This is a genomic window from Neorhizobium phenanthreniclasticum, from assembly GCF_040066075.1.
Taxonomy (GTDB): domain Bacteria; phylum Pseudomonadota; class Alphaproteobacteria; order Rhizobiales; family Rhizobiaceae; genus Neorhizobium; species Neorhizobium petrolearium.
On the sequence record NZ_JBEAAL010000008.1, the window covers coordinates 229988 to 254250 of the forward strand.

The window sequence follows — 24263 nt, forward strand, 5'->3', positions numbered from 1 at the left end:
GACGCCCGCCGGTGACGTGAAGAAAGCTTGAGACAGCCATCCTGGTTTCCGTACCACCGGAGGCAAGGTTGGCGCGGTGGATAACGATATCCTCGCCCGCTGCCTGGGCGCGCTCGAGGAACCATCGGTCGCCGTTAGAGCTTACCGCAAATTCAATGGGTTCTTGTACCATAGGCATTCTCCTCTCGTTAGGATTGACGGTCATTCACCACGACTGCCTGGTGGTTGCCATTCTTCGCTTGCCTCATGTCCGAGACGTTCCCGGAAAGCACTTCGACGTCCACCTGCATAAATGCGCAGGCATCTGATGGACCGAGAGAACTTCCTGCCACCGGCACCACCTGGCTGATATCCCGGCCGACCGCGACAGGAATAAGGTCCTCGCCGCCCATTCTTCGGTTGGTGGGGTCGAAAGGAATCCAGCCGGCGCCTGGGACGAAGATCTCTGCCCAGGCATGGGTCGACCCCCTGTCCGGCGAGCCTTCGAGGCCCCCGACGGGATTGAATAGGTAGCCGGAAACGATACGGGCGCCCGAGCTCGGTGCCGTCGATATCTCGTGAGCCAGCAGATGTAACTCCCTCCGCTCCCGAGGCCGAAGCATCAGGCGATGCGGCGCAAGCTCCACTTTCCTGCGATAGCTGTAGGTCGTGCGATGTCGTACCGTAAGCTTTGTCATCTGAGGTCAACCAACACGAGATTTCCCCGCCGCAATGTGAGGCTCACAGCCGGACCCTGTGGGTATCTGGCCCCTGATCCGCTGCAAGCGCGTTTTCTAAATCGGTCTCGCTCACCGGCCACGCCTCCAGACGCCCCGCCGACGTGAGCATAATCGTCAGCGTTCGGTGATAGGCCTCCCACATCACGTCAATTGGCTCCTCCCGCATCTGAAGTTCGAAAGTACCGGCAGCATGCGGAGCCTCCATTCCCGGAAGCAGAAAAGATTTCTGAAACGTGACAGTACGGGTGCTCGTGCGGCTCATGGCTTTCTCCATTTGTATCGGATTGTCCGGCAATCCCGGTGCAGATGCGGGAGCCTCTTTTGCTCGCACGCTTCTCTTACTTTTTACCCGCGCCCAAAGGTGCGGTGGTTTTGAGCTTCATCCACATGATGCGGAATACCCACGCGCCAATAATCACCGCATCCACCGCTATAAAAAGCAGGACAAAATAATAGAGTTCCATTGTCTGCCTCGCGCGTTCGTCTTTTCCTCACATACCTGTCTTATGCATCGGCCGATTTTAGAGAGGCCTATCGGCTGTCGCGCTTCGAAAATAGTGCTCGGCGTGTTGATAATAGTTTTCAGCCTCGATCCGAGCGCCAGCTGACGCTTTCTCTAGGGCGAGTGCGAGGTAATGTTCGTATTGATCCCTATCATTCCGGTAGGCCGGACGTGCAGGCACCTTGACCAGTTTATCGGAATAGCCCTGGCGGAGGCGCTTGTTGTTCATGGAAGATTTCGAGGCCATCGTGGCCTGCTCCTGTAAGATTCAAATGGGGGAGGCACAGCCGCCTCTCGATTTGTTCGCTATTTCCTGCTGGTGAGGTCAGCCGGCGGCGGACTTGTGTGTTCCACGTCAGAGAGCTGGGATCTAGCTGCAGCATGGACCTGCAATGGCAACTATATGCGATCAGGGTATCGTGCCGATCCATGCGCCAAGCGTTGGGTGGCTGCGTTCAGTGATTTCAGTGAAGAAGGAATCCGGCGGCTCTTTGCATTGCTGCCAAAGAAACGCTCAATGCATCCAATATGCGGAGGCAATGCGGCCCTTTCACGTCCGCCGATCGCAATCTGGAGCGTGCATGCTCGATTCAATCGAGACGGCTTAAAGGCTGGCCTCCACTTTAGTCTGAAGGAATTGCCGGCGGCAGATCGAACCTGTCAGATCAGCAGATCTAGTCGGGCCGAAACCGCCGTGCGATCCAGACGGGAAGGCGGGCATATCGGCGGGTGTCAGCATCGATACTGCAGGACCGACCCAATAAGCGGTGAAAAAGTCATTCCTGAGGTCTGGAAAGGAATTTCACCCAACCCATTGGGAATCGCGCTGCTTCAGCGGAGATCGTAGTTTCTCCAGCTATAGCGTGCTGTAGCGTGGTTGCGGGGGCTCGCAACACCCGATTCCTGCGATTGGTTGAGCGCGAAATTCCCAAATTGGCTGCGTAAGGAAGCAGTAGTTTTGTCTTGAAAGAATATGGACTTGCGACCTGCTCATCAGAATCTCTAAGTCACTGAATCTCCAATTACTTTTCTTACGCGGATCGTTGGTGCAGCGTATGGCCCACTTATGGAACATTCTTTGAGGTGCGTTCCAGAACTTACCGCTCTTGCTCTTTATGCAACAATTCGAAAGACGCTACGGAGCACATGTCGAGGGACTTACAAGGCTGAACACAGGAGGACCCGGATTGTGGGCCCCCATGCTTACCTGGCGCAACTGGCTTTATAGCAAGATCTCATGGAGACGCTCGTCGTCCGCAGTCTAGGGGGATGCGGAGACTATCCGACTTGCATACGCGGTGTGGAGGCGCTGCTGGGTCAAAGCATCCTGCTTCGGAGCGACGCCGAAAGTTCTCGAATACTCGCGACTGAATTGCGACGCGCTTTCATAGCCAACCTTGTAGGCCGCTTCAGCGACATTGGCGGCTTCTGTCACCATGAGACGGCGCGCCTCGAGCAAGCGTAACTGCTTTTGAAACTGCAGCGGCGTCATGGAGGTCAAGGCCTTGAAATGCTGATGGAAGGACGACGGGCTCATTCGCGCGATTTCTGCCAGCTGTTCGACCCGGAGTGTCTCTGCGAAATTGGTGTGCAGCACTGATACGGCCCTGACGACGCGTTCGATGTTCGATTCCGGCAGCGCAAGTTTGCAAATCTCACCGCCATGCGGCCCGCTCAACAGCCAGTAGCATATTTCACGCACGATCGAAGGCGCCAGAACTGGAATTGCTTTCGGCGTCGCCAACAATCTCACTAGGCGAAGAATGCAGTCGGCCAAGGGTTGATCGACTTTGGCAACAAATGCACAGGGGCCCGATTCCTCTGACTGCACCGGAAGGGCGTCCAGCTGTTCGACGACATTCCGCAAGGTTGCCACATCGAAATCGATCAAGACGCCCACATAGGGGACCTCTTCGCTTGCCTCGACAATGCGGCCGGTCGCCGGAAGCCCTACGCTGACGACAAGGCACTCCATCGTCCGGTAGCTCAGTCTCTCTTCTCCGAAATGAAGCTCCTTTGCCCCTTCCAGCACAACGCAGAGCGACGGCCGATAGATATTTCGCATCGGCATCATCGACTGGAATGAGCGAACGATATTGAAGCCATCGATGGCTGTAGGGAACAGGCCTTGGCCCCCGCCCTTTGACTCGATGTAGTCCGTCACGGCAGCCAGCAGCGGTGCATTCATGCGCGGCTCCGGCTGCTTGCGCGGCCAGGTTAACACTTGGCTCCGCCCCGGCATAAGCTCCTCTTCTGCAGGAATAGGCAAGTTTTTTGAGAGTTCGGGCATTCTGGTCATTGGACACTCCGTCTAGCTTAAGGGTGCAACCAAGCGAGGAGTAACCTCAAAATGGCAGAAATTGTCGCCGGGTCAAGAGATCCGTCAACGGCACGGGCCAAGCCTGTACCTGACAGCAGTGAATATGTCGGAAGTTGGCGGTTCGTCGCAATCTGCGCCACACTTCTCCTGATAAACGCTTTTTCACAGATTGACCGCATCCTCCCATTCATCCTGGCGGAAAAAATCAAGGCGGACCTGTCACTGACAGATACACAAATGGGGCTGCTAACTGGCCTTGCCTTTGCAGTCTGTTACGCCCTTCTTTCGCTACCGCTTGCCCGTGCGGCCGATCGCGGCTCGCCGCGGCTCGTGCTGGTATCATGCGTTTTGGTTTGGAGCGGGATGACAGCGCTGGGTGGCGTTGCTGCAAGTTTCATGTTCCTTGCGCTCACGCGCTTCGGCGTTGCCTTCGGTGAGGCGGGAGCCGTCCCGTCCGGTCACGCATTGATCGCCCGCAAGATCGAACCTGAAAGACGTGGCCTTGCGATCGGCCTATTCGCGATGGGAATCCCTCTCGGAACCATGGCAGGTTTTGCCGCTGGCGGTGCCATGGCAGATGCCTTCGGCTGGCGCATCGTGTTGATGGGTGCGGGTGCCATCGGCATCTTGATCGGCTTGTTGACGATACTGGTCGCAGGCCCGACGCCCCGTCTGCAAAACGCAAGGACGCGCAACGAACCCTTCCTCAAGACAAGCCTTGAACTCCTGGCATCCCCGGCCTTCCGCTGGCTGTTCCTCGGCACGATCCTTCTCGGCTTTGCCGGCGCGCCTTTCTATGCCTTTTCAGTCCCGTTCCTGATCCGGACCCACGGCTTTACAGCAACCGAAGTAGGGATCTTTTTCGGCCTGTTGCAGGGCCTGATGGGGATTGTCGGCACGCTGGGCGGCGGACGCTGGTTTGACCTTGCGGCACGCTCCGGTTCCGGCAAGGTTCTGGGTCCCCCCGCCATCCTCTTCCTGATGGCGAGCGTCACCACGACTGCGGCTTTGTTCGTCCCGGTAGGATGGATGGCAATCGCCCTGTTCGTGCCTTCGATGCTCTCATTCTCCTTCATGCTGCCCTGGGGTTTCGGTGCAGCGCATCTCGTCGCCGGACCGGGTCGTCAGGCACAGGCATCGAGCCTCGTGATGATCGGGAGCGGCCTGATCGGACCGGCCCTCGGCCCCTTGTTCGTGGGTATGGCCAGCGACGCTGCAAGCGCCGCAGACATTCCGAACGGTCTCGCACTCGGCCTGTTGATCGTGCCCTTGGCGAGCATCCTGTCAGGTCTTGCCCTTCTTGTCGCCAACCAACGGGTCAGCGCTTTCCTTCGGCAACGCTGAACACGTCCTCGTCCACGCAACATCAGAACCGTTCTGAACTTAGTCAAACGGAGACACCTCAATGTCTGATACCGACAATTCCCGCCGCACGTTCCTGGCTCTCGCAGCCGCTGTCCCGTCGGCTCTCGCCATGAGCGGCATCGCGTCCGCCCAAACCACGCAAACAGCCGCCCGAAACACAGAACAACGCGTGGCAATCGTCACGGGCTCTTCGCGCGGCATTGGCGCCGCCACGGCAAAGCGTCTGGCGAGCGACGGCTACGCTGTGACGGTGAACTATCTGACCAATCGTGATCTCGCGGCTCAGGTGGTCCGCGACATCGAAGCGGCCGGTGGTCGCGCGATCTTCCGTCAGGCCGACGTGGCGGATCCGGCAGCGGTGAACGCGCTGTTCAATGCCAATGATGAGGCATTCGGCGGCGTCGATGTCGTCGTCAACAATGCCGGCATCATGAATGTCGGGCCCTTTGCCCAGATGACCGACGAAGCCTTCGATCGGATGATCGCGACCAATGTGAAGGGCAGCTTCAACGTCCTGCGCGAAGCAGCGCGTCGCGTCCGGGATGGTGGCCGGATCATCAGCCTCAGTTCGAGCATCATCAAGACGCCACCGCCTGGGACCGGAGCTTACGCTGCGAGCAAGGCGGTCCAGGTTCTGTATTCGAGCGTGCTCGCAAAGGAACTGGCTGGTCGCGACATTTCGGTCAACGCCGTTGCGCCCGGCGCCGTCGATACAGAGCTTCTGCGTCAGCACGGAGAAGAGGCGCTCAGAGGAATCCCCGAGCAGACGCCGCTGGGCCGCCTGGGGCTGCCGGAAGATATCGCAGGCACCATAGCCCTTCTGTGCTCGAAGGAAGGCGCATGGGTGAATGGACAAAACGTCTTCGCAAACGGCGGCCTCGGTTGAGACGGCCAGCCCGACAGCACCCCTCGGCCGCCAGTAAGGCCAAGGGGGGTTCCACTCGACAACGATACCTCACCATCATCGTGAAGGAGAGCATCATGAAATACAACACGCTCGGAAATACTGGTCTTTTCGTCTCTGAGCTTTGCCTGGGAACCATGACCTTCGGCGGCCAGGGGATCTGGTCCAACATGGGCAATGTCCAGCAGGAAGACGCCCAAGGTCTGATTACCCGTGCGCTTGACCATGGCATCAACTTCATCGATACCGCCGACATCTATTCCGGCGGCGTCTCCGAAGAAATTGTCGGCCAGTCGCTCAAGAACCTGGGCGTCCGGCGCGAGGACGTGGTGATCGCCACCAAGGTCTGCGGTCCGATAGGCACAGGTCCGAACGAGGCCGGGAACTCGCGGACGCATATCATGAACAGCGTCAAGGCGAGCCTGAAACGGCTGCAGGTCGACTACATCGACCTCTATCAACTGCACAACGTCGATACCGTGACGCCGATCGAGGAAAGCCTGGCAGCCCTCGATATGCTCGTCCAGCAGGGTCTGGTGCGTCATGTCGGCGTGTCGAACTGGTCGGCCTGGCAGATGGCGAGAGCCATTGGCCACAGCGAACGACTCAATCTCGCGAAGATCGCGACGACGCAGAACTACTACACGCTCGCCGGCCGCGATATCGAGCGGGAGATCGTCCCACTGGTCAAGGCGGAGCAGCTTGGCCTTCTCGTCTGGAGCCCGCTCGCCGGTGGTCTCCTCAGCGGCAAATTCGGGCGCGACAAGCAGGGAGGCGAAGGCAGCCGACGCACGACCTTCGACTTTCCGCCTGTCGCGATGGATCATGCCATGCCTACGCCGTCATCGAGGTCATGGAGCGCATCGGCCAGCGGAAGGGCGTGAGCGTCGCTCGCATAGCACTCGCCTGGCTGCTGCACCAAACGCACGTCACGAGCGTGATCATCGGCGCAAAGACGGTCGGTCAACTCGACGACAGCATCCGTTCGAACGAAGTGTCGCTCGACATCAACGAATTGGCCGAACTCGATGCGGTGAGCAAACTCCGCCCCGAATATCCAGCCTGGATGCAGCGAACGCGCCATGCGCCGGAACGACCGCCACTTGCGATCATCCAAGCGGCAGCAGAGTAGCTTGGATCCTGAAGCCCCATTTTTGATCCCTGAAGGTCGCCTCCGCCCCCAGCGACCTTTGTCCGCCGGAGACGCCTGCCCCCCGTTGCAACTCCGGCGGGCGAACCTTTTACCAGTCAACGAAGGAAAGCATCATGTCTAAACCTTGGACGCTGGACGATATGCCGTCTCAGCAAGGCCGCACGATCCTTGTCACCGGAACCGGTGGCCTTGGTTTCGAGGACGCTCTCGCATTTGCCAGAGCCGGCGGCGAAGTGATCCTCGCAGGGCGCAATCCGGCCAAGGGCGCCGATGCAGTTCGGCAGATAAGCGAGATCGTGCAGTGCGCGGCCGTCACGTTCGAGCAAGTCGATCTCGGCAACCTCGATTCGATCGAGGCGCTGGCCGAGCGGCTGAAAGGCCGTCGCGATCATCTTGATGTGCTCATCAACAATGCGGGGGTCATGACGCCTCCGGTGCGCAAGACGACTGACGACGGCTTTGAATTGCAGTTCGGTACCAATTACCTCGGTCACTTTGTCCTGACCGCCCGCCTATTGCCGCTTCTGCTGCGGGCACAAGAGCCGAGGGTGGTGACGCTGTCCAGCATTGCGGCAAGACGCAGCAATGTGGCGATCGACTTTGACGATCTGCAGGCGGCGCGGAGCTACAAGCCCATGCCTGTCTACAGCCAGTCCAAACTTGCCTGCCTGATGTTCGCACTCGAACTTCAGCGGCGCAGCGAGAAGGCCGGTTGGGGAATAACCTCCATCGCAGCCCATCCTGGCATTTCGCGGACGGACCTGCTGCACAACGCACCGGGTCGCCACAGCGCGCAAGGCCTTCTTCGCTCGCTGCTGTGGTTCTTGTTTCAGCCCGCGTCCCAAGGGGCACTGCCGACCCTGTTTGCCGCCACATCTCCGGATGCCCGCGGTGGCAGGTATTATGGTCCTAATCGGCTGAGCGAAACCCGCGGCCATCCTACCGAGGCGCAAATCCCGCCACAGGCGATGGAGCTCCGTGTCGCCAAGAGACTTTGGGATATCTCGGAACAGATGGCTGGCATCGCGTATGAGGACCAAGCGGCAACGGTGGCTGATCAGGTTTCTGGCGCGCAGCTTCTCAGACAAGAGGGCTAAGAATGGACCCGCTCGCAGATCTCGTCGACTGGATAGCGCTCTATGGCATTCTTGGCCTTTTCTCTATCGGGCTTGCAGAGCGATTTGTTCCGGTCCTTCCGTCGTACGGCGTTCTCGTTGCCATCGGTATTGCCGCCAACAACGATGTCTGGTCGATCCACACAGCCGTCCTCGCCACGACCATGGGGAGTTTCGTGGGCGCACTGACACTCTATGCCCTTGTTCTTGCCTTCGGGAAGCAGAGGTCTGCCTCGATGTTGTACGCAGCCGGCACATGGGTCGGACTTTCACGGCAGCGTATCGACCTCACAATCTCGTCCCTGCGTGGCCGGGAGCAATCAATCGCCGTTACGTCACAGCTCATCCCTACCGTCCGTCTTGTTTCACCTTTGGCTGCGGGGCTAATGGGAACAGGCATCATGAAGTTCGCTTCCGGCTTGGCCGTCGGCATCGTCTCGTGGAATGGACTATTCATCGGTGCCGGTTACCTGGCTGTGACGTTACTTCCGGGGATCAATGCGTCGGTGCTTGCTCTGAAAACCCTACTGGTTCTAATCGCAGTGGAAGCGGTCAGCGCCTTGGTATTCCGGTTGCATCTCCGGTACGCCAAGCGCCTTGGTCGAGCAGGAAATGCGCGATGACGAGCAAAACGACCGACGCGCTCCTGTTCTTTCGCGCTTGGCTTTCTGCGCCTCTGCAGGTTGCCTCGGTCACGCCCTCAGGGCGGGCGCTCTCATCACTCATGACCGCTGGAATCTCTGCGGATAGCGGGCCCGTGATTGAACTTGGTCCGGGAACGGGGGTTTTCACCGAAGCTCTGCTTGATCGGGGTGTTCCCGAATCGGATCTCATTCTTGTCGAATACGGCGCGGATTTCGCCCGCCAACTCGCGATGCGCTTCCCGGCAGCGAGAACCCTTCAGATGGACGCCTCGCAACTCCGCAAGATCGAACTTCAGACCTCGGCCCCGATTGGCGCCGTCCTGAGCGGTCTGCCTCTTCTATCGATGCCAACTCGGAAAGTGATCGCCATTCTCGAAGGTGCCTTTTTGCATCTTCGTCATGACGGAGCATTTTATCAGTTCACCTACGGTCCGCGATGCCCGATCCCGAGACCCCTGCTTGATCGGCTTGGCTTGAAGGCGACATTTGTCGGTGGGACACTTGCGAACGTTCCGCCCGCAGCAGTCTATCGTGTGAGCCGGCGAAGACCGCGCGCGCCACTCGGTCGGACGTATGACGTGCCCTTGAGCTTGAGTCCGCATACCTTCCTTTCGTCAGACCTGGACCGATCAGCAGCCTCTGCCGAGACCAGAAATGTCGCTTCCTTCGCGTCGCATTCCATTGCGAAGGAGAGCTAACCAGATTGTGCAGCATCTATCGCCTAATCCTCCCGGTCGGATTGCCCTACCTTGAGAGAGGTTGTGCAGCTTCGGGAGAGTGATCCCGAACAAACGCGGTTGCAACACTCAGGAGGCCAGAACCGATGTCGGACCCGCAAGAAACGCAATTCTTAAACCTCACTCGGCGGCAAGTACTGGAAGCCGGAACGGTCGTCTCGATCTCCGGAGCAATATCGGCTGCGACGGCGCAGGAGCAAATACAAGGGGCGCCTTCTGCTCTTTCAGAGAATGGGATCACGGCTCAAATAGCTTGCCGGATCAACGCGCAGCCAGTCGCACTTGAGATCGATGCGCGCGCATCCTTGCTGGACATGTTGCGCGAGCGATTGGGTCTGGTCGGTGCGAAGAAGGGGTGCGACCACGGTCAATGCGGAGCCTGCACAGTCCACGTGGATGGGCGCAGGGTCGCTTCCTGTCTTACCCTCGCCGCAAAAGTCGATGGCCGCGACGTCACGACGATCGAAGGTATCGCAGGTGCTGACGGTCTACACCCCATGCAACAAGCTTTCATCGACCACGACGCATTGCAATGTGGCTACTGTACGCCCGGTCAGATCATGGCGGCCATCGCCTGCGTGAAGGAAGGCCATGCGTCTACGCCTGAAGACATCAGGGAATACATGAGCGGTAATATCTGTCGATGCGGAGCCTACGTCGGCATTGTCGCTGCGATCGAGCAGGCAGCTCCCCAGATTGAGCGAGGCTGAGCCATGAGGTCATTATCATATGTCCGCCCCAGCAACATCGGGGAAGCAATCGAAGCATTCGCTGTGGCTGGTGAAGGAGCCCGTTATATCGCCGGTGGCACGACCCTATACGACCTGATGAAGCTTGGCGTCGAACGCCCCGCTCACCTGATCGACATCGCCTCCCTCGAAGGATCTGACCGTATCGATACAAGCGGTGAGGTCCTGTTCTTCGGCGCCGGAGCGCTTATGGCGGATGTCGCCGAAAATGAGGTTGTGCGTCGTGACTATCCGGTTTTGGCAGAGAGCCTTTCGAAAGCCGCTTCTCAACAGCTTCGCAACATGGCGACCGTCGGCGGCAATCTGCTGCAGCGAACACGGTGTCCATATTTCCGGAACGGGGCAATCGGCGCCTATCCCTGTAACAAGCGGGCGCCGGGTTCGGGATGCGCGGCGATCGGTGGGCTTGATCGCGGTCAGGCCGTGCTCGGCATCAGTGATGCTTGCACGGCCGTATCACCCGGTGACTGGCCGGTTGCGCTGACGGCGATGGACGCATGGATCGAGCTTCATGGGCCGGACGGAGCACGTTCGATCCCCATCGCGGAGTTCTACCTGTTGCCTGGCGAAACGCCCCATAGGGAGTTCTCGATTGTGGCCGGCGAGATCGTGACCGGGATCTCTGTTCCGAAAACAGAGGCCGGCCGGCGCTCGACCTACCTCAAAGTGCGCGACCGCGAATCCTATGCCTTTGCCCTGGCCTCGGCCGCGGTTGCACTTGCGATGGAAGGCGATCGGGTACGACAGGCGCATATCGCTATAGGCGGCGTCGCCACCCGGCCGTGGCGATCCCATGAGGCAGAGGCCGTTTTGAGCGGACGCGCGATCGACAGGCAGAGTGCATTGGCTGCCGGCAGGGCCGCGTTCGCCAATGCGCAAGCCGGCGCACACAACGCTTTCAAGATCGAACTCGGCGCCCGCACCCTTGCCGACGCCATCATGACCGCCGGAGGAAAAACGCAATGACGCAGGAAAGAACCGCAGACCGTCCCCGGGTCGACGCCTACGAAAAAGTGTCGGGTCGGGCAATCTACGCGGCAGATCAGCCGATTCCCGGTCTGCTACATGCGATGATGGTACCAGCGACGATCGTCACGGGGCGTATCGAGGCAATCGACCTGACTGCCGCGATGACTGTGCAAGGCGTCGTTCGCGTCTTCACGCATGAAGATTTCTCGCAGATCAAGACCACGCTTGCCGCTCGCGGTGCCTATGGTCAGCCCGGCAAGGGCCATCAGCCGATGACGAGCCCGGTCGTGCGCCACCGAGGCGAACCGGTCGCCCTGGTGGTCGCCGAAACGTTGGAGGCCGCCGTCGAAGGCGCGGAAGCCATCAAGGTTCGCTACGCCGAGGACGCGTTCAGCGCCCGCATGGAGGATGACCTTGCCAGTCCGGAACCGGAGCCCGATCGCCAGTTGTCCTCCGGTGATGCGGAGGCAGCCTTTGCTGCTGCAGATCATCATATTGACGTCGAGTATCTACATCCCCAGCAGCATCACAATCCGATAGAGCTGATCTCCACGACGGCCGCATTCGAGGATGGTGAACTCAGAATCTATGAGGGCACTCAGGCGGCTTCGGCTTTTGCCGGCGGTCTTGCGGGCATGATGGGGATGGAGCCGACACGGCTGCGCGGCGTGAGCCCCTATACAGGCGGTGGCTTCGGCCAGAAGAACGGCATCCAGGAGCAGAGCGTGCTTGTCGCAAGCGCCGCGGCGATGCTGCGCCGTCCCGTCAAGCTCGTGATGCCCCGCAGCCAATTGTTCCATACGGCATCCTATCGCCCAAGAAGTCTTCACCGGGTCCGGCTTGGCGCAGATGGACAAGGCCGTCTGCTGGCCGGGCTCTATGAAACGGTCCAGCAGAACAGCCGGTATGATGGATTTGCTTGTGACCACGGGGCCAATCCTCCGCGCATGTATGGCTATGGCGCCTGGCGGGGAAGTGATCGTATCGTCCGGGTTGATACCCAGACCCCCGGCCATCAGCGTGCTCCGCACGAGCATCCCTCGAGCTTTGCCACCGAATGCGCGATGGATGAGCTTGCCGAGGCTGTCGGAATGGACCCCGTTGAACTCCGCCTTGCCAACGATGCTGAAAGTGATCCGATCACGGGCAAGCCCTTCTCATCCCGTTATCTCGCGGACTGTTTGAGACGTGGGGCGGAATTGTTCGACTGGAACCGGCGGATGCGTGAACCGGGCGCTTTGGTTTCGGACAATGGCGACCTCATCGGCCTGGGCGTTGCATGTGGGAGTTACAAGGCATCGATGACGGCCTCTGTGACAACGCTTCGTCTCTTCGCGAGCGGCAGATGCGAGATCGCAACCTCCGGCCACGAAATGGGACAAGGCATCCGCAGCGTCATAGCAGCAGAGCTCATGGATGTTCTCGGCATCGATCCAGAGAAACTCGACATCCGCATCGGCGACACCGGACATGCGCCCCAGCATATAACCGCCGGCTCGTGGGGAACAGGGAGCACTGCGCCAGCTGCGCGAGGCGCTGCTTTGCGACTGCGCGAAGAGCTAAGTCGGCTGATCGGCAACCCATTGTCGCAAGAACCGGTGCATGTCCAGCTCGCCCGAACCCGCCGCCCATTTCTGGAGGTCGCGGTCGATACGATCCCGCTGGGCAAGGACGGACAAGTGATCGAGCAGTTGCGCAGAGGCATTCCGTCCACAACCGGGCCGGAATATCCCGACTTCATGGCGTTCAGCTGGATAGCCCATTTTGCGGAAGTTCACGTGGAGACGTCGACCGGGCGTGCGCGCGTCAGACGCGTCGTCAGTGTTGCCGACTGTGGACGGGTCATGAACCGTCGCACGGCGGAAAGCCAGGTCAGGGGTGGTGTGATATGGGGCGTTGGCGCGGCACTTCGCGAGGTCGGTGAAACGGACCCTCGCTTCGGCGGCGTGCTCAACAACGACCTTGCCGAATACGTCGTGCCGGTCAATGCCGACATCGGTGCGATTGAGGTCGATTTCATCGACCAGCCAGATTTCAAGCTCAATATTTCTGGTGTCAAAGGTCTCGGCGAGGTGGCGATGGTCGGTGCAACAGCGGCTGTGGTCAATGCTGTCTATAACGCGACGGGCAGACGGATACGACATCTGCCAATCCGCATCGAAGATCTGCTGTAGGTCTCGGTGATTAAGTATCCGAAATAGGGAAAGGACATTTCAATGTCCTTTCCCTTACAAAATCCAGCGTTGGTTAAAGGCGACGACCGTGCGACTTTACGGAAAACCTTCCCATATGCGCCGTGCGTTCGCCTCTAGAGCTGAATAGTGCTGATAGGCTGCAGCACCGCTTCTTCCAGAGCAGACATCCGAATCGGATCGGCCACGGCGTAGGCAGGATCGGCAATCATGTTCGCGAAGGCTGACCGATTCGGATAGCGCACCAGCGCCACCGCATCCCAGGATTGACCGGGTTCGGCGCAAAGCGCAGTCGCGCCATCGCCGGCGAAAATGATTTCTGCTCCATACCGGCTTACGATCGGCCCTGCCATGGTGAGGTATTCCAGGTAGCGCTGCCTGCCGCCATCAACTTTGAACCGAAGCAGGTTCAGCATCACGACAGGCTGATCGTCATCGTCGGCAAGGAAACGCTCTATATCGGCGGGGGTGACTTTGATCATCGTTGCACTCCAGTTAAATAGGCTCAGGCCTCGTGAAATTCCCCCGCAAATTATGCTGAGTTTTTCGAACCCTCCATAACGCCGACCCCAGGATAGTTTATCGACCGTACAGAAATGGATCCTTTTCTTGATCTCATCCGGCTCCTCCACCCCAGAGCTGCTCTGTTGGGTCGCGGCATCGATGCCACTGGTGATTGGGGCATAACCTTTCCAGCGCTGGGAGACCTGTTGTTTCTCTGGTTAGAAGACGGCACTTGCCAGTTGATACGACCTGGTTGCGATCCGCTGCCGCTGAACAAGGGCGACTTCGTGCTGCTGCGGACAACGCTTTCCTTCACGCTGACCTCAAATAGGGACGTAGAGCCATTGGACAGCGTCGCGGCAGTGGCCGCCAAACAGCCGGGACGGTTGAGACTGGGCTTCGGTCAGGAAAGACCGATTTCTCTTCACATGGGCAAATTCCTGTTCTCGACCGCCAACGAGGATCTCTTGACGGGGCTTCTTCCGCCCCTCGTTCAGGTTCCCTCTCACTCGCCCAAACTCCACCGGCTTCACAACCTACTCACGCTGATGGAATCCGAAGGCCGCGACCCTGGACCGGCCGGCGAGTTCATCATCGCCCGTCTCGTTGAGTTGGCGCTGGTCGAAATTCTCAGGATGCCTGCTTCGCGCCTTCCGGGACAGACTACCGATCCCGCCAAGCGCGGCCTTCTCGCCGGCCTTCGAGACCCGGTTGCTGGCAAGGCAATTCGTGCCATGCACGCAGATGTTGGGCAAGAATGGACGGTCGATTCGCTGGCGAGGCTTTGCGGTGTCTCGCGCTCGACCTTCGCCACGCGCTTTCATGCCGTCGTCGGGGTCAGTCCGATCTCCTACCTCTTGCGGTGGCGGATAGCGCTTGCCAAGGAGGCGCTCGGGTCTGGAACGGCAAGGATAGAGGAAGTCGCCTTTTCCATTGGCTATAAGTCGGGGAGCGCTTTCAGCACCGCCTTTTCACGCGCTGTCGGCTGTTCGCCGAGGCAGTTCGCTGAAAACTCGGCCCGCTACGCATAACTGCAAAGGCACGTGAAGCCGAATCCGCTCCTATCCAACTACCGCACGGATCAAGCCAAGTCCTTCATGCATAATCGACAACGCTGGCGACATGGTCCCAGCCGGATATCGCAATCTCTGCCACGGCCTGAAGTTCGGCACGATCGGCTCCATCGCGAGCGCGGATCGCCATCCCGCTTTGGACGGTCTGTATGAACCTTGCCAGTTTGGTGGTGTCTGTCGTGGCCATGAGGTCGCCATCGCTGATCGCCCTATCGAAACGCGCCTTCAGAAGATCGAAACCGCCTGCACGTGTCGCACGCATGAGGTCGCCCAGTTCGGAATGCCCTTCGCTACAGACGGACGCAAGAGTCGCCATGCATCCGTGCGGCAGATCGCAATCTCCACCGGTCATGGCGACCGCCGAATCCTGAAGAAATACCAGCGCCGCCTCTCTCGCGGTCGAAGCCTTCCTGAAGCGTGTCCAGACCAAGCCTTCGTAGGTTGTGTAATAATATTTGAGCGCCTCCGCATAGAGCGCATCCTTCGAGCCAAAGGCCGCATAAAGGCTTTTGGTCCCGATCCCCATCGTCTCGGTCAGATCAGCGATCGAAGTCGCCTCGTAACCCTTGATCCAGAAGAGTCTGGTCGCGGCGGCGAGTGCGGCAACACGGTCGAATTCCCGCGGTCGCCCCCGCAAACGCGGGGTTGGCTCTGTATGGCCGGCATAGGTCGAAACATCATTTTGCATCGACCACTGCATAAATGCGTTGACGGCAATTTGCAATGCCGCTAGCTATTTATGCATCGATCACTGCATAAAGGAATTAAAGATGGAATTGCTTGGAAAGCGTGCCCTGGTGAATGGCGGCTCCCGAGGTATAGGAGCCGCGATCGCGATTGCGCTCGCCGAGAAGGGCGCGGATGTCGCGTTCACCTATCAGCGCTCAGCAGACAGGGCTGCATCGGTGGTTCAGACTATCGAGGAAAAAGGACGGCGCGGGCTTGCCATTCAGGCCGACAGCGCCGACCCGGACGCCATCCATCGCGCCGTCGGCCAGACGGTCGACACCCTTGGAGGACTTGATATCCTCGTCAACAGCGCGGCCATCGGAACCGCCGGCATGACTGCGGATCTGGCGCTCGCCGACCTGCAGGCCATGCTTGACGTCAACGTTCGCGCGCCCGTCCTTTTCGCACAGGCGGCGATCCCGCATCTGTCATCCGGAGGCAGGATCATCTCGATCGGCTCCGCGCTTGCGGAGCGTGTTCCATTCCCAGGGGTGACGGCCTACGCCATGTCGAAGTCGGCACTTCTGTCGTTCACACGAGGCCTTTCGCGTGAACTTGGCCCTCAAGGTATTACGGTGAACCTCGTTCTGCCGGGATCGACCGATACGGAGATGAACCCTGCCAATGGCGAGAACGCCGATCATCAGCGGAGCCTCACGTCGCTCGGCCGTTTTGGCGAGCCACGCGAAGTCGCTAGCGCCGTCGCATTTCTGGCAGGTCCAGGTGCGAATCTGATTACGGGTGCGGTTCTCAGTGTGGATGCAGGCTTCAACGCGTGATTTTGGCCTCGCATCGTCCGGACGCCGTGTTTTACGGCGTCCGGCTTCCAACTCGTAGCGTGACTGAATCCTGCCCTTTCCGGCAGCTTTCCTTCGTTACGTCACGAAATCAAACCGTCCGAACCTTCCGTCATCGGTTTGCCTGATGTCGAGGAGCAGCGCCTCGTCAAACAACCTGTCTCCGGCATTTCCGGGCTCTCCGGGGAAATAGAGCTGGGTGGTGAGAACGCGCCTACCCGGACGCTGGACCTTGAAATGAAAATGGCGCGTTCGGCCGGGATCAAGCGCGGGTACGATGGTGTTGAACCACCACCGCCCCTGCGTGTCGGTGAACTGGTGTCCGCGCAGGCGGAACCCCACGCTGTCATAGTCGCCTTTCTCATCGGCTTGCCAGACCTCGACGAGGCTGCCGGCTAAAGGCCGGCAGCGATTGTCGAAGACGAAGCCGGCGACGGTTATTCGCTCGCCTCCGGGTGCATCCGGATAGAGATCCCGGTTGAGCGGTGAGTTCGGCCTGAAGAAGGGACCGGCTTCCCGTTCCAGGGTCGGTTCGTCTCCATCGTCACATGCGGGGGTGAGCGGCAGCTCGGGAGCGGCCTGCGCAAACGCCCTCGTTCTTGCAGCCTCAATGAGAGGCAGCGTCAGAAAGACAGTCAGAAGCGAGCGTCTGGTGGAGGACAAGACCGGTCTCCCAGTGTAATGGCGGGTTAATCGGCGCGCCGTTAAGGCTGCAGGCGTTGCGCGGCGTTAGCCTGCGCCTCCCGGATAAGACCGGCATACATATTCTCCTTGCCGGGATACCACGGCATCGTGCCGATGGACCCAAAGCCGGGAATCGTTTCCATATGTGCGACCATGCGGGCACGCATCCGCTCATCGGGAAGCGGGCCCTTCATCGCCTGGACATTGTCGCTCATGTGGTCGGGGTTGGACGTGCCGCAGAGTACGCTCGTGACGGCAGGATGCGCCATGACCCATTTCAGGAAGAACTGCGCCCAACTCGTCGCTCCGAACTCGGCTGCAAAACCGGGAAGCTCATGGCCCTCGACCACCTTCATCAGGCGGGCCTTTTCGAGCGGCAGATTGATCAGCACGCCGACGCCCTTGTCGGCCGCAGCGGGAAGAAGACGGCGTTCGGCGTCGCGGTTGAAGATCGAGTAGTTCGTCTGGATGAAGTCGACATCATCGCGTTGGACGATCGCCAGGAGCTGGTCCTGCGCCGCCGACTCGTGGTGGGTCACGCCGACATGGCGTATGAGGCCTTCCTTCTTCCAGGCCTTCATGAGCGGGACGACGACCGGCGCATTGGTAATGCTGTGGCATTGCATGAGATTGATCGTGTCGCGCCATGTGCGCATGCGCGATTGGCAGAAGCTTTCCATCGCGTGGCTTTCGTCGCCGAGATACTCTCCCGTTGACCAGACCTTGTTGGCGAGGAATATCTCGTCCGAACCGTCGAACTCTCCCATGAATTGGCCGACGCTGACCTCGGCCGAGCCGTAAAGCGGCGACGTGTCGACCACACGGCCGCCTGCGGCGACGTACCGCTCGAAGACCTGACGCAAAGCGTCGCGTCGGTCACCGGGCTTCAGGTCGAAGGTGAGGAAGGTGCCGAGACCCAGCGCCGTGACCCTTTCGCCGGTCCGCGGCAAGGTGCGGGTAAGAACGTCCGGGTTTGATCCAGTTGTTGGCGACGCCACATTCGTTTCCTGGGTTTGCGCCGCAGCTTGGCTGGCAAATGCCAGCCCTGTCGCCGCCGCGCCCATCGTGCCGAGGAAATCGCGCCTGTTGATCTTTGACTGGTCCATGAGAGCTCTCCTGTTTCCTTAATCGTCAAAACTGCCAGTTGGCGGGGACCCAGGCGTAACCGCCGTCGGTTTTCAAGATCCGGCCGAGGCCGGGGAAGGGAAAATGGAAGCCGAGCACGGGGATACGATCGGCGGCCGCCCTGTCAAAGATGCGCCGACGGGAGGCAAGAGCGGTTTCCTTGTCGCGGTCCGGGCCTGGAAGCCACGGCCTGTCGACGTTGACGACGGGGTGATAGGCCAGGTCCGCCGTCAGCAGCAACTGATCGCTTCCGGAATGGACCAGGAAGGTAGCCATGCCCGGCGTGTGTCCGGATGCGACGATCGTCGTCAGGCCCGGCACGATCTCGGCGCCGGCTTCGTAAAGCTCCACATCGTTCATGAACGGCGTGAGGCTGTTCTTGATGTTTGCGGCGAAGCGCAGGCGGAACTCCTCCGGCACCGGCATGTAGGAGAGATCCGGATCGGTGCGGACGAAGAAGTCCCAGTCCGCCTTCGGGACAAAGACCGTGGCGCGGGGAAAGGCCTTGCCGCCATGTGCGGTTCTCAAGTTACCCACGTGATCAGGGTGAGTATGGGAGATAACGATCGCGTCGATGTCCGCTGGCGCGAGGCCCACAGCCGTGAGGTTATCAAAGATCTGGCCGCCGTTCGGGCCCATGGTCTTGCCGGCTCCGGCTTCGATCAGAATGCGCCGGCCGCCGGTTTCGATCAGCAGCGTGTTGAGGTTGAGTGTCATGTGATCGGCCGGAAGAAAAGCCTGCCGCAGGACCTCCTGAAGCTCGGCTTCCGGCGCATCGCTTGCATAGACGCGCGGCGGGCCACCGATCACGCCGTCGCTCAACACTGTCGCGCTGATGTCCCCGACGCGGAAGCGGTAATGCCCGGCATTGCCAGCGGGCGCGGGCGTGGCCTGGGCGTTGGCTGCGCCGGAACCGGCCAGGCCGGGTATGAGCATGCTTGATGCGCCTGCGACGGCGGACAGCATGACAGCGCGTCTGTTGAGGGTGAAGGCATTCATCGGTCTTCCCTTTCGCATTGGGCACGCTCGGCTTCGCTACGCAGGGGCCTAAATGACCCGCAAAGGAACCGGATGGAGCGCGGCGTTGAACTCTACGCCAACCATGACACCGGACGATTGATCTGATAAGCTGCGCTAAGTTTATCAGCTTGATTAGAAATGCTTCTCAATGAACCCTCTTCGTCTGGACAGCTTCGACGTTTTCGTGGCCATCGTGCGTTGCGGCGGTTTCCGCGCGGCAGCGCTTGAGCGAGGGGTCTCTTCATCGGCCTTGAGCCAAACGATGAACGCCCTGGAAGAGGCTCTAGGTATCCGGCTCCTCAATCGAACGACGAGGAGCGTGTTCCCCACGGAGGCAGGCCAGCGCCTTCTTGAACGCCTGGCACCTGCATTGGGCGACATCAGGCTCGCCATCGCCGAGGTCGATGAACTGCGGGACAGCCCATCCGGCACGCTCAGGATCAACGCGCCCGCGCCGGCCGTCGATCATTTTCTCTGTCCGCTGGTGTTCGATTTCTTGGATGCCTATCAAGAGGTGAAAATCGAGATCATCAGCGATGCGGCCGTCATCGATATCGTGGAGCAGGGTTTCGATGCCGGTGTCAGGTTCGGCAAGCAGCTGGCGCAGGACATGATCGCGCTGCCGCTTGGCCCTGCACTTCGCTACGCCATCGTCGCTTCACCGGATTATATCGGAAGGTGGGGACAGCCGCAGACACCGCACGAACTTGTCAATCACGACTGTGTAAGACGTCGGTTCCCAGGCGGCACGCTCGTCACCTGGCAGTTCGACGAGGCGGGCGAAGAGATTGAAGTCACGCCAACGGGCCGATTGACGGTCAGCTCCGCCCATAACGAACTGCAAGCTGCGCTGGCAGGCAGAGGGATTGCCCATGTCTTGGATGACTACGCCAAGCCGCATATCCAAACCGGCCGGCTGGTGGAGCTTCTCACCGACTGGAGCCCCACCTTACCGCACTGGTTTTTATACTACCCCAGCCGCCGCCTCCCGAGCGCCGCCATGCGCGCCTTTCTCGACTACATGCGGAGCTACGACTGGCAGGCCAGGGGATAAATCCGTTTCCGCCGGCGTCAGATCAGGAATTGATAGCTCACCGGCACGAAGCGGAAACCGTATCGAAGGGCTCTACGTAGCCGGCTGAAGGATGAGGCATGTGATAGCCGATAAACGGAATTCTTTCGGCAGCCAGCATGCCGAATATCCTTTTGCGGCTGTTGGCGGCAGCGCCCTTGTCCATGTCGAAAGAAACTTCCCAATCCGGCTTCTGCAGGGAAGCGACGAAATGGTTCGCCGTGTCGCCGGTCAAAAGCAGGCTGCGGCCTGCCGATTCCAGCAGGAACGCCATGTGACCGGGCGTGTGTCCGGCGGCCACCATGCTCGTCACACCCGGCGCAATCGACGCGCCGGCGCTGATGAAAGTCATTTTCCCCCCGAGGGGCAGGACCTTTCTCTGGATGGCCGTCGCATGCACGGCGGCGGGCGTTCCTGCAAAGTCGGTGAAAGCCCAGAAGTCCCATTCCGCTTGGCTGACGACATATCGCGCCTGGCTGAACGCCGGACGGTCGCCCTCCATGAGGCCGTTGATGTGGTCGGCATGCAGATGAGAAATCGCGACGATTGTCACATCGGCCGGCGTATAGCCAGATGCTGTGATACGGCTCGCCAGGTGTCCGGTTCCGAACTCCCTGCCTTCCTGCCCGTTGCCGGTGTCGAAGAGGATGAGTTCGGTGCCTGTGTTCACCAGGACCGGGTTGAATTGCCCGATCATCCGATCCGACGGCAAAAAGTTGGCGTTCATCAAGGATGCGACCTCGTCGGCACTTTGATCGGCACCGAAGGTCGGATGAGGTCCGTCGAATGTCCGCATGCCATCCAGGATGACGGTGATCTCGAACTTGCCCAGCATGAAGCGATGGAAACCGCTGTTGGTGACCTCTGGTCTTGGTGGAGCGGCTGCGAAGGCGGCGCGGGTCATGATTTGAGGCGTTGAAAGCGCCAACGCGGTTACGGCGGCTCCCGCCTTGAACATGGAACGACGATTGAAGAGCATGGCTTTCCTCCTCCGGATGGCTTCCGTCCTTGGTCTTGACCGAAGGACGGAAGCTCGTTAGCGACAGGTCAAGACCGTGTCCGAACCCCCGCCTGCCGGGCCTCATTTCACGCGCTGGAATTCGATCCTGATTCTGGTCCCGTCCGGTCGCCGGAAATTTTCGGTCATACGGTCGCCATCGACGACGAGCGTGAGATCATCACGTGTTCGCACGCTGCCGATCCAGTTCGGGAATGTCGATCCCTCGACACGGTTTCCGCTGAATTCGCCCTTCTCATCAACGGTGTAGGTTCCGAAAAACCCGATGCTGCGCGCCATGGCCGTGCGATTTTCATCGTCCGTTCCCTCACCACGAACATTGGAAGCAAACGGCGGGATCTCGGCGTCGGTCAGAACCTCCACGAAGTGCATGTCGGGCGTGAAGACGAGAAGACCGTTAGGCTTCTCTCCATAGGCGGCGATATTTTTCCCGCCGGGGTCGATCGTCGCCGACATCATGCGCCAGGTGCCTACGATCTGGTTTTCTGTGGCGGTCTGCGCGAAGGCAGACGACGAAATGCTGACGGCGAGCGCCAAAATGGCTGGTCGGATGGACATGGTGTTTCCTTTCCTGTTCATGAGGTCTGTGTTTCCAGGCGCTTGTCGCGGTTCACAGGTCCTGCCGATCGGCGGAATTCGCCACTTCCCGCTGCGCCTCGATAGCGGACAGGCGTGCCGAGAGCGCCTGTGAGATAGAGGAATAGGCCGTGCTGCCCAATGCCAGCCGCAATGGCGGCGTTGCGCTCTCGGCCGCCGATAGGATTGCGGCGGCAGTGCGCGCGGCATCTCCCTTGATTTCGAAGCTTCCATCGCCGATCGCGCGGCGAACAGCGCCGGCGGGGGTGTCCTCATAGGCGCCCATGGGTTCTGCACGGACGAGATTGGCTCCAAAACTCGTGCCAGTCGGCCCCGGTTCGGCGATGATGAAGTCGACACCGAAAGGCGCCACTTCGTGTGCGACGGATTCGACGAAGCCCTCGATGCCCCACTTGGTGGCATGATAGAGGCTGAAGCCCGGATAGGCGATCTGCCCCCCTTCGGACGAGACCTGGACGATCCGCCCCTCGCCTTGTTTTCGCAAAAGGGGCAATGCGGCACGGATCAGATGAATGGATCCCGTCAGGTTGGTGGCAATTTGCCGGTCGATCTCTTCATCAGTGAGCTCTTCCGCAGCACCGAACAGGCCGTAGCCTGCATTGCTGACGACGACGTCTATCCGACCGTGACGCTTGAAGGCGCCTTCGACAGCCGACCTAATGCTCTTGGGCTGGACCAGATCGAGCGCAACGATGTCCAAACGCTCGCCGTAAGTCTGCCGGACTCGCGTCAGTGACCCTGGCTGGCGAACGGTCGCGACGACCGTATGTCCCTGTGCAAGCAATTGCTGCGTCATCTCCAAGCCGAGTCCCGAAGAAGCGCCGGTGATGAACCATGTCTTTGGCATGTGATCTCCTCATCTGTTCATCTCCGAATGTAGACCTGGAGGATTGGTGATATAAGATTGGCAATATGAGATGAGATGGTGAGGATAAATCACGAATGGTGCGCCCCAGCCTGAACGATCTTGCCGCCTTCGCGGCGGTGGCCAGCCACCGGAGCTTCCGCAGAGCGGCCGACGTCATGGGCGTTTCGCGCTCCGCACTCAGCCACTCGATCATCGGGCTCGAAGGAAAATTGGGCGTCCGGCTCTTCAACCGGACGACACGCAGCGTGTCGCTAACCCAGGCCGGTGCGCGCCTGGTCGCGCGGCTCGATCCGGTTCTTCAGGATCTCGACCAGGCGCTCGATACCCTCTCGGAAGAACGCGGCACCCCCAGCGGCACACTGCGGATAAATGCGAACAAGAGCGGCGCCCGTATCCTGCTCCAAACCGTAGTGCCGCGTTTTCTCGATCTTTATCCCGATGTCGAGCTTGATCTGGTTTCGGAAGGCCGGCTTGTCGATATCGTGGAAGAGGGTTTCGATGCGGGCGTCCGACTGTTCGAGGCGGTGCCCCGAGACATGATCGCAGTGAAGTTCGGCGGCGACGTGCGTTTCCTTGCCGTGACAGCGCCGTCCTACCTCGACGGCAAAGCAAGACCGAACACACCAGACGACCTGAATGCGCATTGCTGCATCCGCCAACGTCTACCGAGCGGAAAGCGCTATCGCTGGGAATTTTCCAAACGCGGCGCCGAAGTCGTGATCGACGTGCCGGGCAATCTCACTCTCGATGACAATGATCTTCTCGTGCAGGCGGCGGCGGATGGGCGCGGTATCGCCTATGTGCCCGAATATTTCGCCCGGCCGTTTCTGGCGTCGGGCCAGTTGGTGACGGTACTTGATGAATGGTGTCCGCCGACACCGGGGCTGGCGCTCTACTACCCGCGCAGCCGGCACGTGCCGTCCCCGTTACGGGCCTTCATCGATCTCCTGCGAGAGGTGGACAAGGCACGATGACGGGCGGTGGGGGAATGGCCTCCGCCCTGTCAGATGGCTCGAGGAAGACCTGCGGCACCCATTGCTTCGAACAGTTTCCGCATCGCGGAGGTTTACCCAATGACTCAAGGCGTCGCTGGTTTGCGGCGCAAGATCATGCCCCCATGGTGCAATGTGTCGGCATCGACGAAATCGCCGTTGGCGGTGAAACCCGTGTCGTCCCAGTACTCGATATGCGTGCCCTCGACTTCGTATCGGCCTTCATAGGCTCGCTCGCGCTGGCCACGGGCTTCGACATAGCGTCCGTTCGGCAGAAGTTCGTGACGAACGCGGTTGTCGTCGGTGACCCACATGCCGACGTAGGGATGGTTCGGCTGCAAATTTGTCTCGCGTGCTTCTACGGATTGAATTGAAAGGGTGGCGGCCACGAGTGCTGCAAATGCCGGTCGCATGG

General features: G+C 60.0%; 25 protein-coding genes and 2 pseudogenes. 13 read left to right on the forward strand and 14 right to left on the reverse strand.

Annotated features, from left to right (window positions below; all coding sequences use genetic code 11):
• Window positions 1-188 precede the first annotated feature (188 nt).
• The 5 genes from ABK249_RS14055 to ABK249_RS14075 form a co-directional block, all read right to left on the reverse strand.
• On the reverse strand, window positions 189-677 hold the full coding sequence (locus ABK249_RS14055) for a transglutaminase family protein (RefSeq protein WP_227704211.1): 489 nt from the start codon (window positions 675-677) through the stop codon (window positions 189-191).
• Window positions 678-720: 43 nt separating this feature from the next.
• Complete coding sequence (locus ABK249_RS14060) at window positions 721-981, reverse strand: hypothetical protein (RefSeq protein ID WP_227704212.1); 261 nt, start codon at window positions 979-981, stop codon at window positions 721-723.
• Between the two features lie 76 nt (window positions 982-1057).
• Window positions 1058-1183 (reverse strand): hypothetical protein, encoded by a 126-nt coding sequence (locus tag ABK249_RS14065; protein ID WP_265105715.1) that lies wholly within the window; start codon window positions 1181-1183, stop codon window positions 1058-1060.
• Window positions 1184-1240: 57 nt separating this feature from the next.
• Window positions 1241-1468, reverse strand: a complete 228-nt coding sequence (locus ABK249_RS14070; RefSeq protein WP_320443037.1) for a DUF4167 domain-containing protein — start codon at window positions 1466-1468, stop codon at window positions 1241-1243.
• Between the two features lie 1014 nt (window positions 1469-2482).
• Window positions 2483-3409: an AraC family transcriptional regulator gene (locus ABK249_RS14075; RefSeq protein WP_227705223.1), complete on the reverse strand. Its 927-nt coding sequence runs from the start codon at window positions 3407-3409 to the stop codon at window positions 2483-2485.
• 162 nt (window positions 3410-3571) lie between these two features.
• Between ABK249_RS14075 and ABK249_RS14080 the strand changes: the two genes are divergently transcribed.
• From ABK249_RS14080 to ABK249_RS14120, 9 genes and pseudogenes are all read left to right on the forward strand, one after another.
• Window positions 3572-4885, forward strand: coding sequence for an MFS transporter (locus ABK249_RS14080; RefSeq protein ID WP_348863145.1), 1314 nt, complete (start codon window positions 3572-3574; stop codon window positions 4883-4885).
• A 61-nt stretch (window positions 4886-4946) separates the two neighbouring features.
• On the forward strand, window positions 4947-5792 hold the full coding sequence (locus ABK249_RS14085) for an SDR family oxidoreductase (RefSeq protein ID WP_027508866.1): 846 nt from the start codon (window positions 4947-4949) through the stop codon (window positions 5790-5792).
• A gap of 95 nt (window positions 5793-5887) precedes the next feature.
• A pseudogene (locus tag ABK249_RS14090) lies at window positions 5888-6942 on the forward strand (aldo/keto reductase).
• Window positions 6943-7076: 134 nt separating this feature from the next.
• Entirely contained in the window at window positions 7077-8060 is a 984-nt protein-coding gene (locus ABK249_RS14095; protein WP_051336481.1) for an oxidoreductase, read from the forward strand.
• Between the two features lie 2 nt (window positions 8061-8062).
• Complete coding sequence (locus tag ABK249_RS14100) at window positions 8063-8701, forward strand: DedA family protein (protein ID WP_227704214.1); 639 nt, start codon at window positions 8063-8065, stop codon at window positions 8699-8701.
• Window positions 8698-9420 carry a class I SAM-dependent methyltransferase gene (locus ABK249_RS14105; RefSeq protein ID WP_084606396.1) on the forward strand — a complete coding sequence of 241 codons (723 nt, stop codon included), beginning with the start codon at window positions 8698-8700 and terminating at the stop codon, window positions 9418-9420. The genes ABK249_RS14100 and ABK249_RS14105 overlap by 4 nt, the downstream gene beginning before the upstream one ends.
• A gap of 125 nt (window positions 9421-9545) precedes the next feature.
• A complete protein-coding gene (locus ABK249_RS14110; protein ID WP_227704215.1) occupies window positions 9546-10169 on the forward strand; it encodes a (2Fe-2S)-binding protein in 624 nt (207 codons plus the stop codon).
• A 3-nt stretch (window positions 10170-10172) separates the two neighbouring features.
• On the forward strand, window positions 10173-11174 hold the full coding sequence (locus ABK249_RS14115; protein ID WP_227704216.1) for an FAD binding domain-containing protein: 1002 nt from the start codon (window positions 10173-10175) through the stop codon (window positions 11172-11174).
• Complete coding sequence (locus ABK249_RS14120) at window positions 11171-13351, forward strand: xanthine dehydrogenase family protein molybdopterin-binding subunit (protein WP_227704217.1); 2181 nt, start codon at window positions 11171-11173, stop codon at window positions 13349-13351. The genes ABK249_RS14115 and ABK249_RS14120 overlap by 4 nt, the downstream gene beginning before the upstream one ends.
• 134 nt (window positions 13352-13485) lie before the next feature.
• On the opposite strand, the gene ABK249_RS14125 is transcribed toward ABK249_RS14120, so the two are convergent.
• Window positions 13486-13851: a DUF1330 domain-containing protein gene (locus ABK249_RS14125; protein ID WP_027508861.1), complete on the reverse strand. Its 366-nt coding sequence runs from the start codon at window positions 13849-13851 to the stop codon at window positions 13486-13488.
• A 114-nt stretch (window positions 13852-13965) separates the two neighbouring features.
• Between ABK249_RS14125 and ABK249_RS14130 the strand changes: the two genes are divergently transcribed.
• Entirely contained in the window at window positions 13966-14904 is a 939-nt protein-coding gene (locus ABK249_RS14130; protein ID WP_027508860.1) for an AraC family transcriptional regulator, read from the forward strand.
• Window positions 14905-14968: 64 nt separating this feature from the next.
• Here the strand turns inward: ABK249_RS14130 and ABK249_RS14135 are convergent, their stop codons facing one another.
• On the reverse strand, window positions 14969-15634 hold the full coding sequence (locus ABK249_RS14135) for a TetR/AcrR family transcriptional regulator (RefSeq protein WP_227704218.1): 666 nt from the start codon (window positions 15632-15634) through the stop codon (window positions 14969-14971).
• Window positions 15635-15716: 82 nt separating this feature from the next.
• Here ABK249_RS14135 and ABK249_RS14140 point away from each other — a divergent pair, with 82 nt between their 5' ends.
• Window positions 15717-16454, forward strand: coding sequence for an SDR family NAD(P)-dependent oxidoreductase (locus ABK249_RS14140; RefSeq protein WP_027508858.1), 738 nt, complete (start codon window positions 15717-15719; stop codon window positions 16452-16454).
• 96 nt (window positions 16455-16550) lie between these two features.
• Here the strand turns inward: ABK249_RS14140 and ABK249_RS14145 are convergent, their stop codons facing one another.
• Genes ABK249_RS14145 through ABK249_RS14155 form a run of 3 tightly spaced genes read right to left on the reverse strand, consistent with a single transcriptional unit; the run spans window position 16551 to window position 19280 of the window.
• On the reverse strand, window positions 16551-17135 hold the full coding sequence (locus ABK249_RS14145; protein WP_227704219.1) for a dioxygenase family protein: 585 nt from the start codon (window positions 17133-17135) through the stop codon (window positions 16551-16553).
• A 41-nt stretch (window positions 17136-17176) separates the two neighbouring features.
• Window positions 17177-18262: an aldo/keto reductase gene (locus ABK249_RS14150; protein WP_027508856.1), complete on the reverse strand. Its 1086-nt coding sequence runs from the start codon at window positions 18260-18262 to the stop codon at window positions 17177-17179.
• A 25-nt stretch (window positions 18263-18287) separates the two neighbouring features.
• The gene (locus ABK249_RS14155; RefSeq protein WP_227704220.1) at window positions 18288-19280 is read right to left on the reverse strand and encodes an MBL fold metallo-hydrolase; all 993 of its coding nucleotides are present in this window, start codon (window positions 19278-19280) and stop codon (window positions 18288-18290) included.
• A gap of 169 nt (window positions 19281-19449) precedes the next feature.
• Between ABK249_RS14155 and ABK249_RS14160 the strand changes: the two genes are divergently transcribed.
• A complete protein-coding gene (locus ABK249_RS14160) occupies window positions 19450-20355 on the forward strand; it encodes a LysR family transcriptional regulator (RefSeq protein ID WP_227704221.1) in 906 nt (301 codons plus the stop codon).
• A gap of 17 nt (window positions 20356-20372) precedes the next feature.
• On the opposite strand, the pseudogene ABK249_RS14165 reads toward ABK249_RS14160, so the two are convergent.
• The 3 genes and pseudogenes from ABK249_RS14165 to ABK249_RS14175 all read right to left on the reverse strand — a co-directional run bounded on the left by ABK249_RS14165 (window position 20373) and on the right by ABK249_RS14175 (window position 22835).
• Window positions 20373-21352, reverse strand: a pseudogene (locus ABK249_RS14165) (MBL fold metallo-hydrolase).
• A 102-nt stretch (window positions 21353-21454) separates the two neighbouring features.
• Entirely contained in the window at window positions 21455-21949 is a 495-nt protein-coding gene (locus ABK249_RS14170) for a lipocalin-like domain-containing protein (RefSeq protein ID WP_027508852.1), read from the reverse strand.
• Window positions 21950-22001: 52 nt separating this feature from the next.
• Window positions 22002-22835 carry an SDR family oxidoreductase gene (locus ABK249_RS14175; RefSeq protein WP_227704223.1) on the reverse strand — a complete coding sequence of 278 codons (834 nt, stop codon included), beginning with the start codon at window positions 22833-22835 and terminating at the stop codon, window positions 22002-22004.
• Window positions 22836-22930: 95 nt separating this feature from the next.
• On the opposite strand from ABK249_RS14175, the gene ABK249_RS14180 reads away from it, so the two are divergent.
• Window positions 22931-23830 carry a LysR family transcriptional regulator gene (locus tag ABK249_RS14180; RefSeq protein ID WP_227704224.1) on the forward strand — a complete coding sequence of 300 codons (900 nt, stop codon included), beginning with the start codon at window positions 22931-22933 and terminating at the stop codon, window positions 23828-23830.
• Between the two features lie 104 nt (window positions 23831-23934).
• On the opposite strand, the gene ABK249_RS14185 is transcribed toward ABK249_RS14180, so the two are convergent.
• Window positions 23935-24261, reverse strand: coding sequence for an Atu4866 domain-containing protein (locus ABK249_RS14185; protein WP_027508850.1), 327 nt, complete (start codon window positions 24259-24261; stop codon window positions 23935-23937).
• Window positions 24262-24263 lie beyond the last annotated feature (2 nt).

What these genes read in the sequence shown, in the direction of transcription:
- ABK249_RS14055 (WP_227704211.1), bottom strand. Translation starts at nt 677, where the DNA reads ATGACAAAGCTTACGGTACGACATCGCACGACCTACAGCTATCGCAGG.
- ABK249_RS14060 (WP_227704212.1), bottom strand. Translation starts at nt 981, where the DNA reads ATGAGCCGCACGAGCACCCGTACTGTCACGTTTCAGAAATCTTTTCTG.
- ABK249_RS14065 (WP_265105715.1), bottom strand. Translation starts at nt 1,183, where the DNA reads ATGGAACTCTATTATTTTGTCCTGCTTTTTATAGCGGTGGATGCGGTG.
- ABK249_RS14070 (WP_320443037.1), bottom strand. Translation starts at nt 1,468, where the DNA reads ATGGCCTCGAAATCTTCCATGAACAACAAGCGCCTCCGCCAGGGCTAT.
- ABK249_RS14075 (WP_227705223.1), bottom strand. Translation starts at nt 3,409, where the DNA reads ATGAATGCACCGCTGCTGGCTGCCGTGACGGACTACATCGAGTCAAAG.
- ABK249_RS14080 (WP_348863145.1), top strand. Translation starts at nt 3,572, where the DNA reads ATGGCAGAAATTGTCGCCGGGTCAAGAGATCCGTCAACGGCACGGGCC.
- ABK249_RS14085 (WP_027508866.1), top strand. Translation starts at nt 4,947, where the DNA reads ATGTCTGATACCGACAATTCCCGCCGCACGTTCCTGGCTCTCGCAGCC.
- ABK249_RS14095 (WP_051336481.1), top strand. Translation starts at nt 7,077, where the DNA reads ATGTCTAAACCTTGGACGCTGGACGATATGCCGTCTCAGCAAGGCCGC.
- ABK249_RS14100 (WP_227704214.1), top strand. Translation starts at nt 8,063, where the DNA reads ATGGACCCGCTCGCAGATCTCGTCGACTGGATAGCGCTCTATGGCATT.
- ABK249_RS14105 (WP_084606396.1), top strand. Translation starts at nt 8,698, where the DNA reads ATGACGAGCAAAACGACCGACGCGCTCCTGTTCTTTCGCGCTTGGCTT.
- ABK249_RS14110 (WP_227704215.1), top strand. Translation starts at nt 9,546, where the DNA reads ATGTCGGACCCGCAAGAAACGCAATTCTTAAACCTCACTCGGCGGCAA.
- ABK249_RS14115 (WP_227704216.1), top strand. Translation starts at nt 10,173, where the DNA reads ATGAGGTCATTATCATATGTCCGCCCCAGCAACATCGGGGAAGCAATC.
- ABK249_RS14120 (WP_227704217.1), top strand. Translation starts at nt 11,171, where the DNA reads ATGACGCAGGAAAGAACCGCAGACCGTCCCCGGGTCGACGCCTACGAA.
- ABK249_RS14125 (WP_027508861.1), bottom strand. Translation starts at nt 13,851, where the DNA reads ATGATCAAAGTCACCCCCGCCGATATAGAGCGTTTCCTTGCCGACGAT.
- ABK249_RS14130 (WP_027508860.1), top strand. Translation starts at nt 13,966, where the DNA reads ATGGATCCTTTTCTTGATCTCATCCGGCTCCTCCACCCCAGAGCTGCT.
- ABK249_RS14135 (WP_227704218.1), bottom strand. Translation starts at nt 15,634, where the DNA reads ATGCAAAATGATGTTTCGACCTATGCCGGCCATACAGAGCCAACCCCG.
- ABK249_RS14140 (WP_027508858.1), top strand. Translation starts at nt 15,717, where the DNA reads ATGGAATTGCTTGGAAAGCGTGCCCTGGTGAATGGCGGCTCCCGAGGT.
- ABK249_RS14150 (WP_027508856.1), bottom strand. Translation starts at nt 18,262, where the DNA reads ATGGACCAGTCAAAGATCAACAGGCGCGATTTCCTCGGCACGATGGGC.
- ABK249_RS14155 (WP_227704220.1), bottom strand. Translation starts at nt 19,280, where the DNA reads ATGAATGCCTTCACCCTCAACAGACGCGCTGTCATGCTGTCCGCCGTC.
- ABK249_RS14160 (WP_227704221.1), top strand. Translation starts at nt 19,450, where the DNA reads ATGAACCCTCTTCGTCTGGACAGCTTCGACGTTTTCGTGGCCATCGTG.
- ABK249_RS14170 (WP_027508852.1), bottom strand. Translation starts at nt 21,949, where the DNA reads ATGTCCATCCGACCAGCCATTTTGGCGCTCGCCGTCAGCATTTCGTCG.
- ABK249_RS14175 (WP_227704223.1), bottom strand. Translation starts at nt 22,835, where the DNA reads ATGCCAAAGACATGGTTCATCACCGGCGCTTCTTCGGGACTCGGCTTG.
- ABK249_RS14180 (WP_227704224.1), top strand. Translation starts at nt 22,931, where the DNA reads ATGGTGCGCCCCAGCCTGAACGATCTTGCCGCCTTCGCGGCGGTGGCC.
- ABK249_RS14185 (WP_027508850.1), bottom strand. Translation starts at nt 24,261, where the DNA reads ATGCGACCGGCATTTGCAGCACTCGTGGCCGCCACCCTTTCAATTCAA.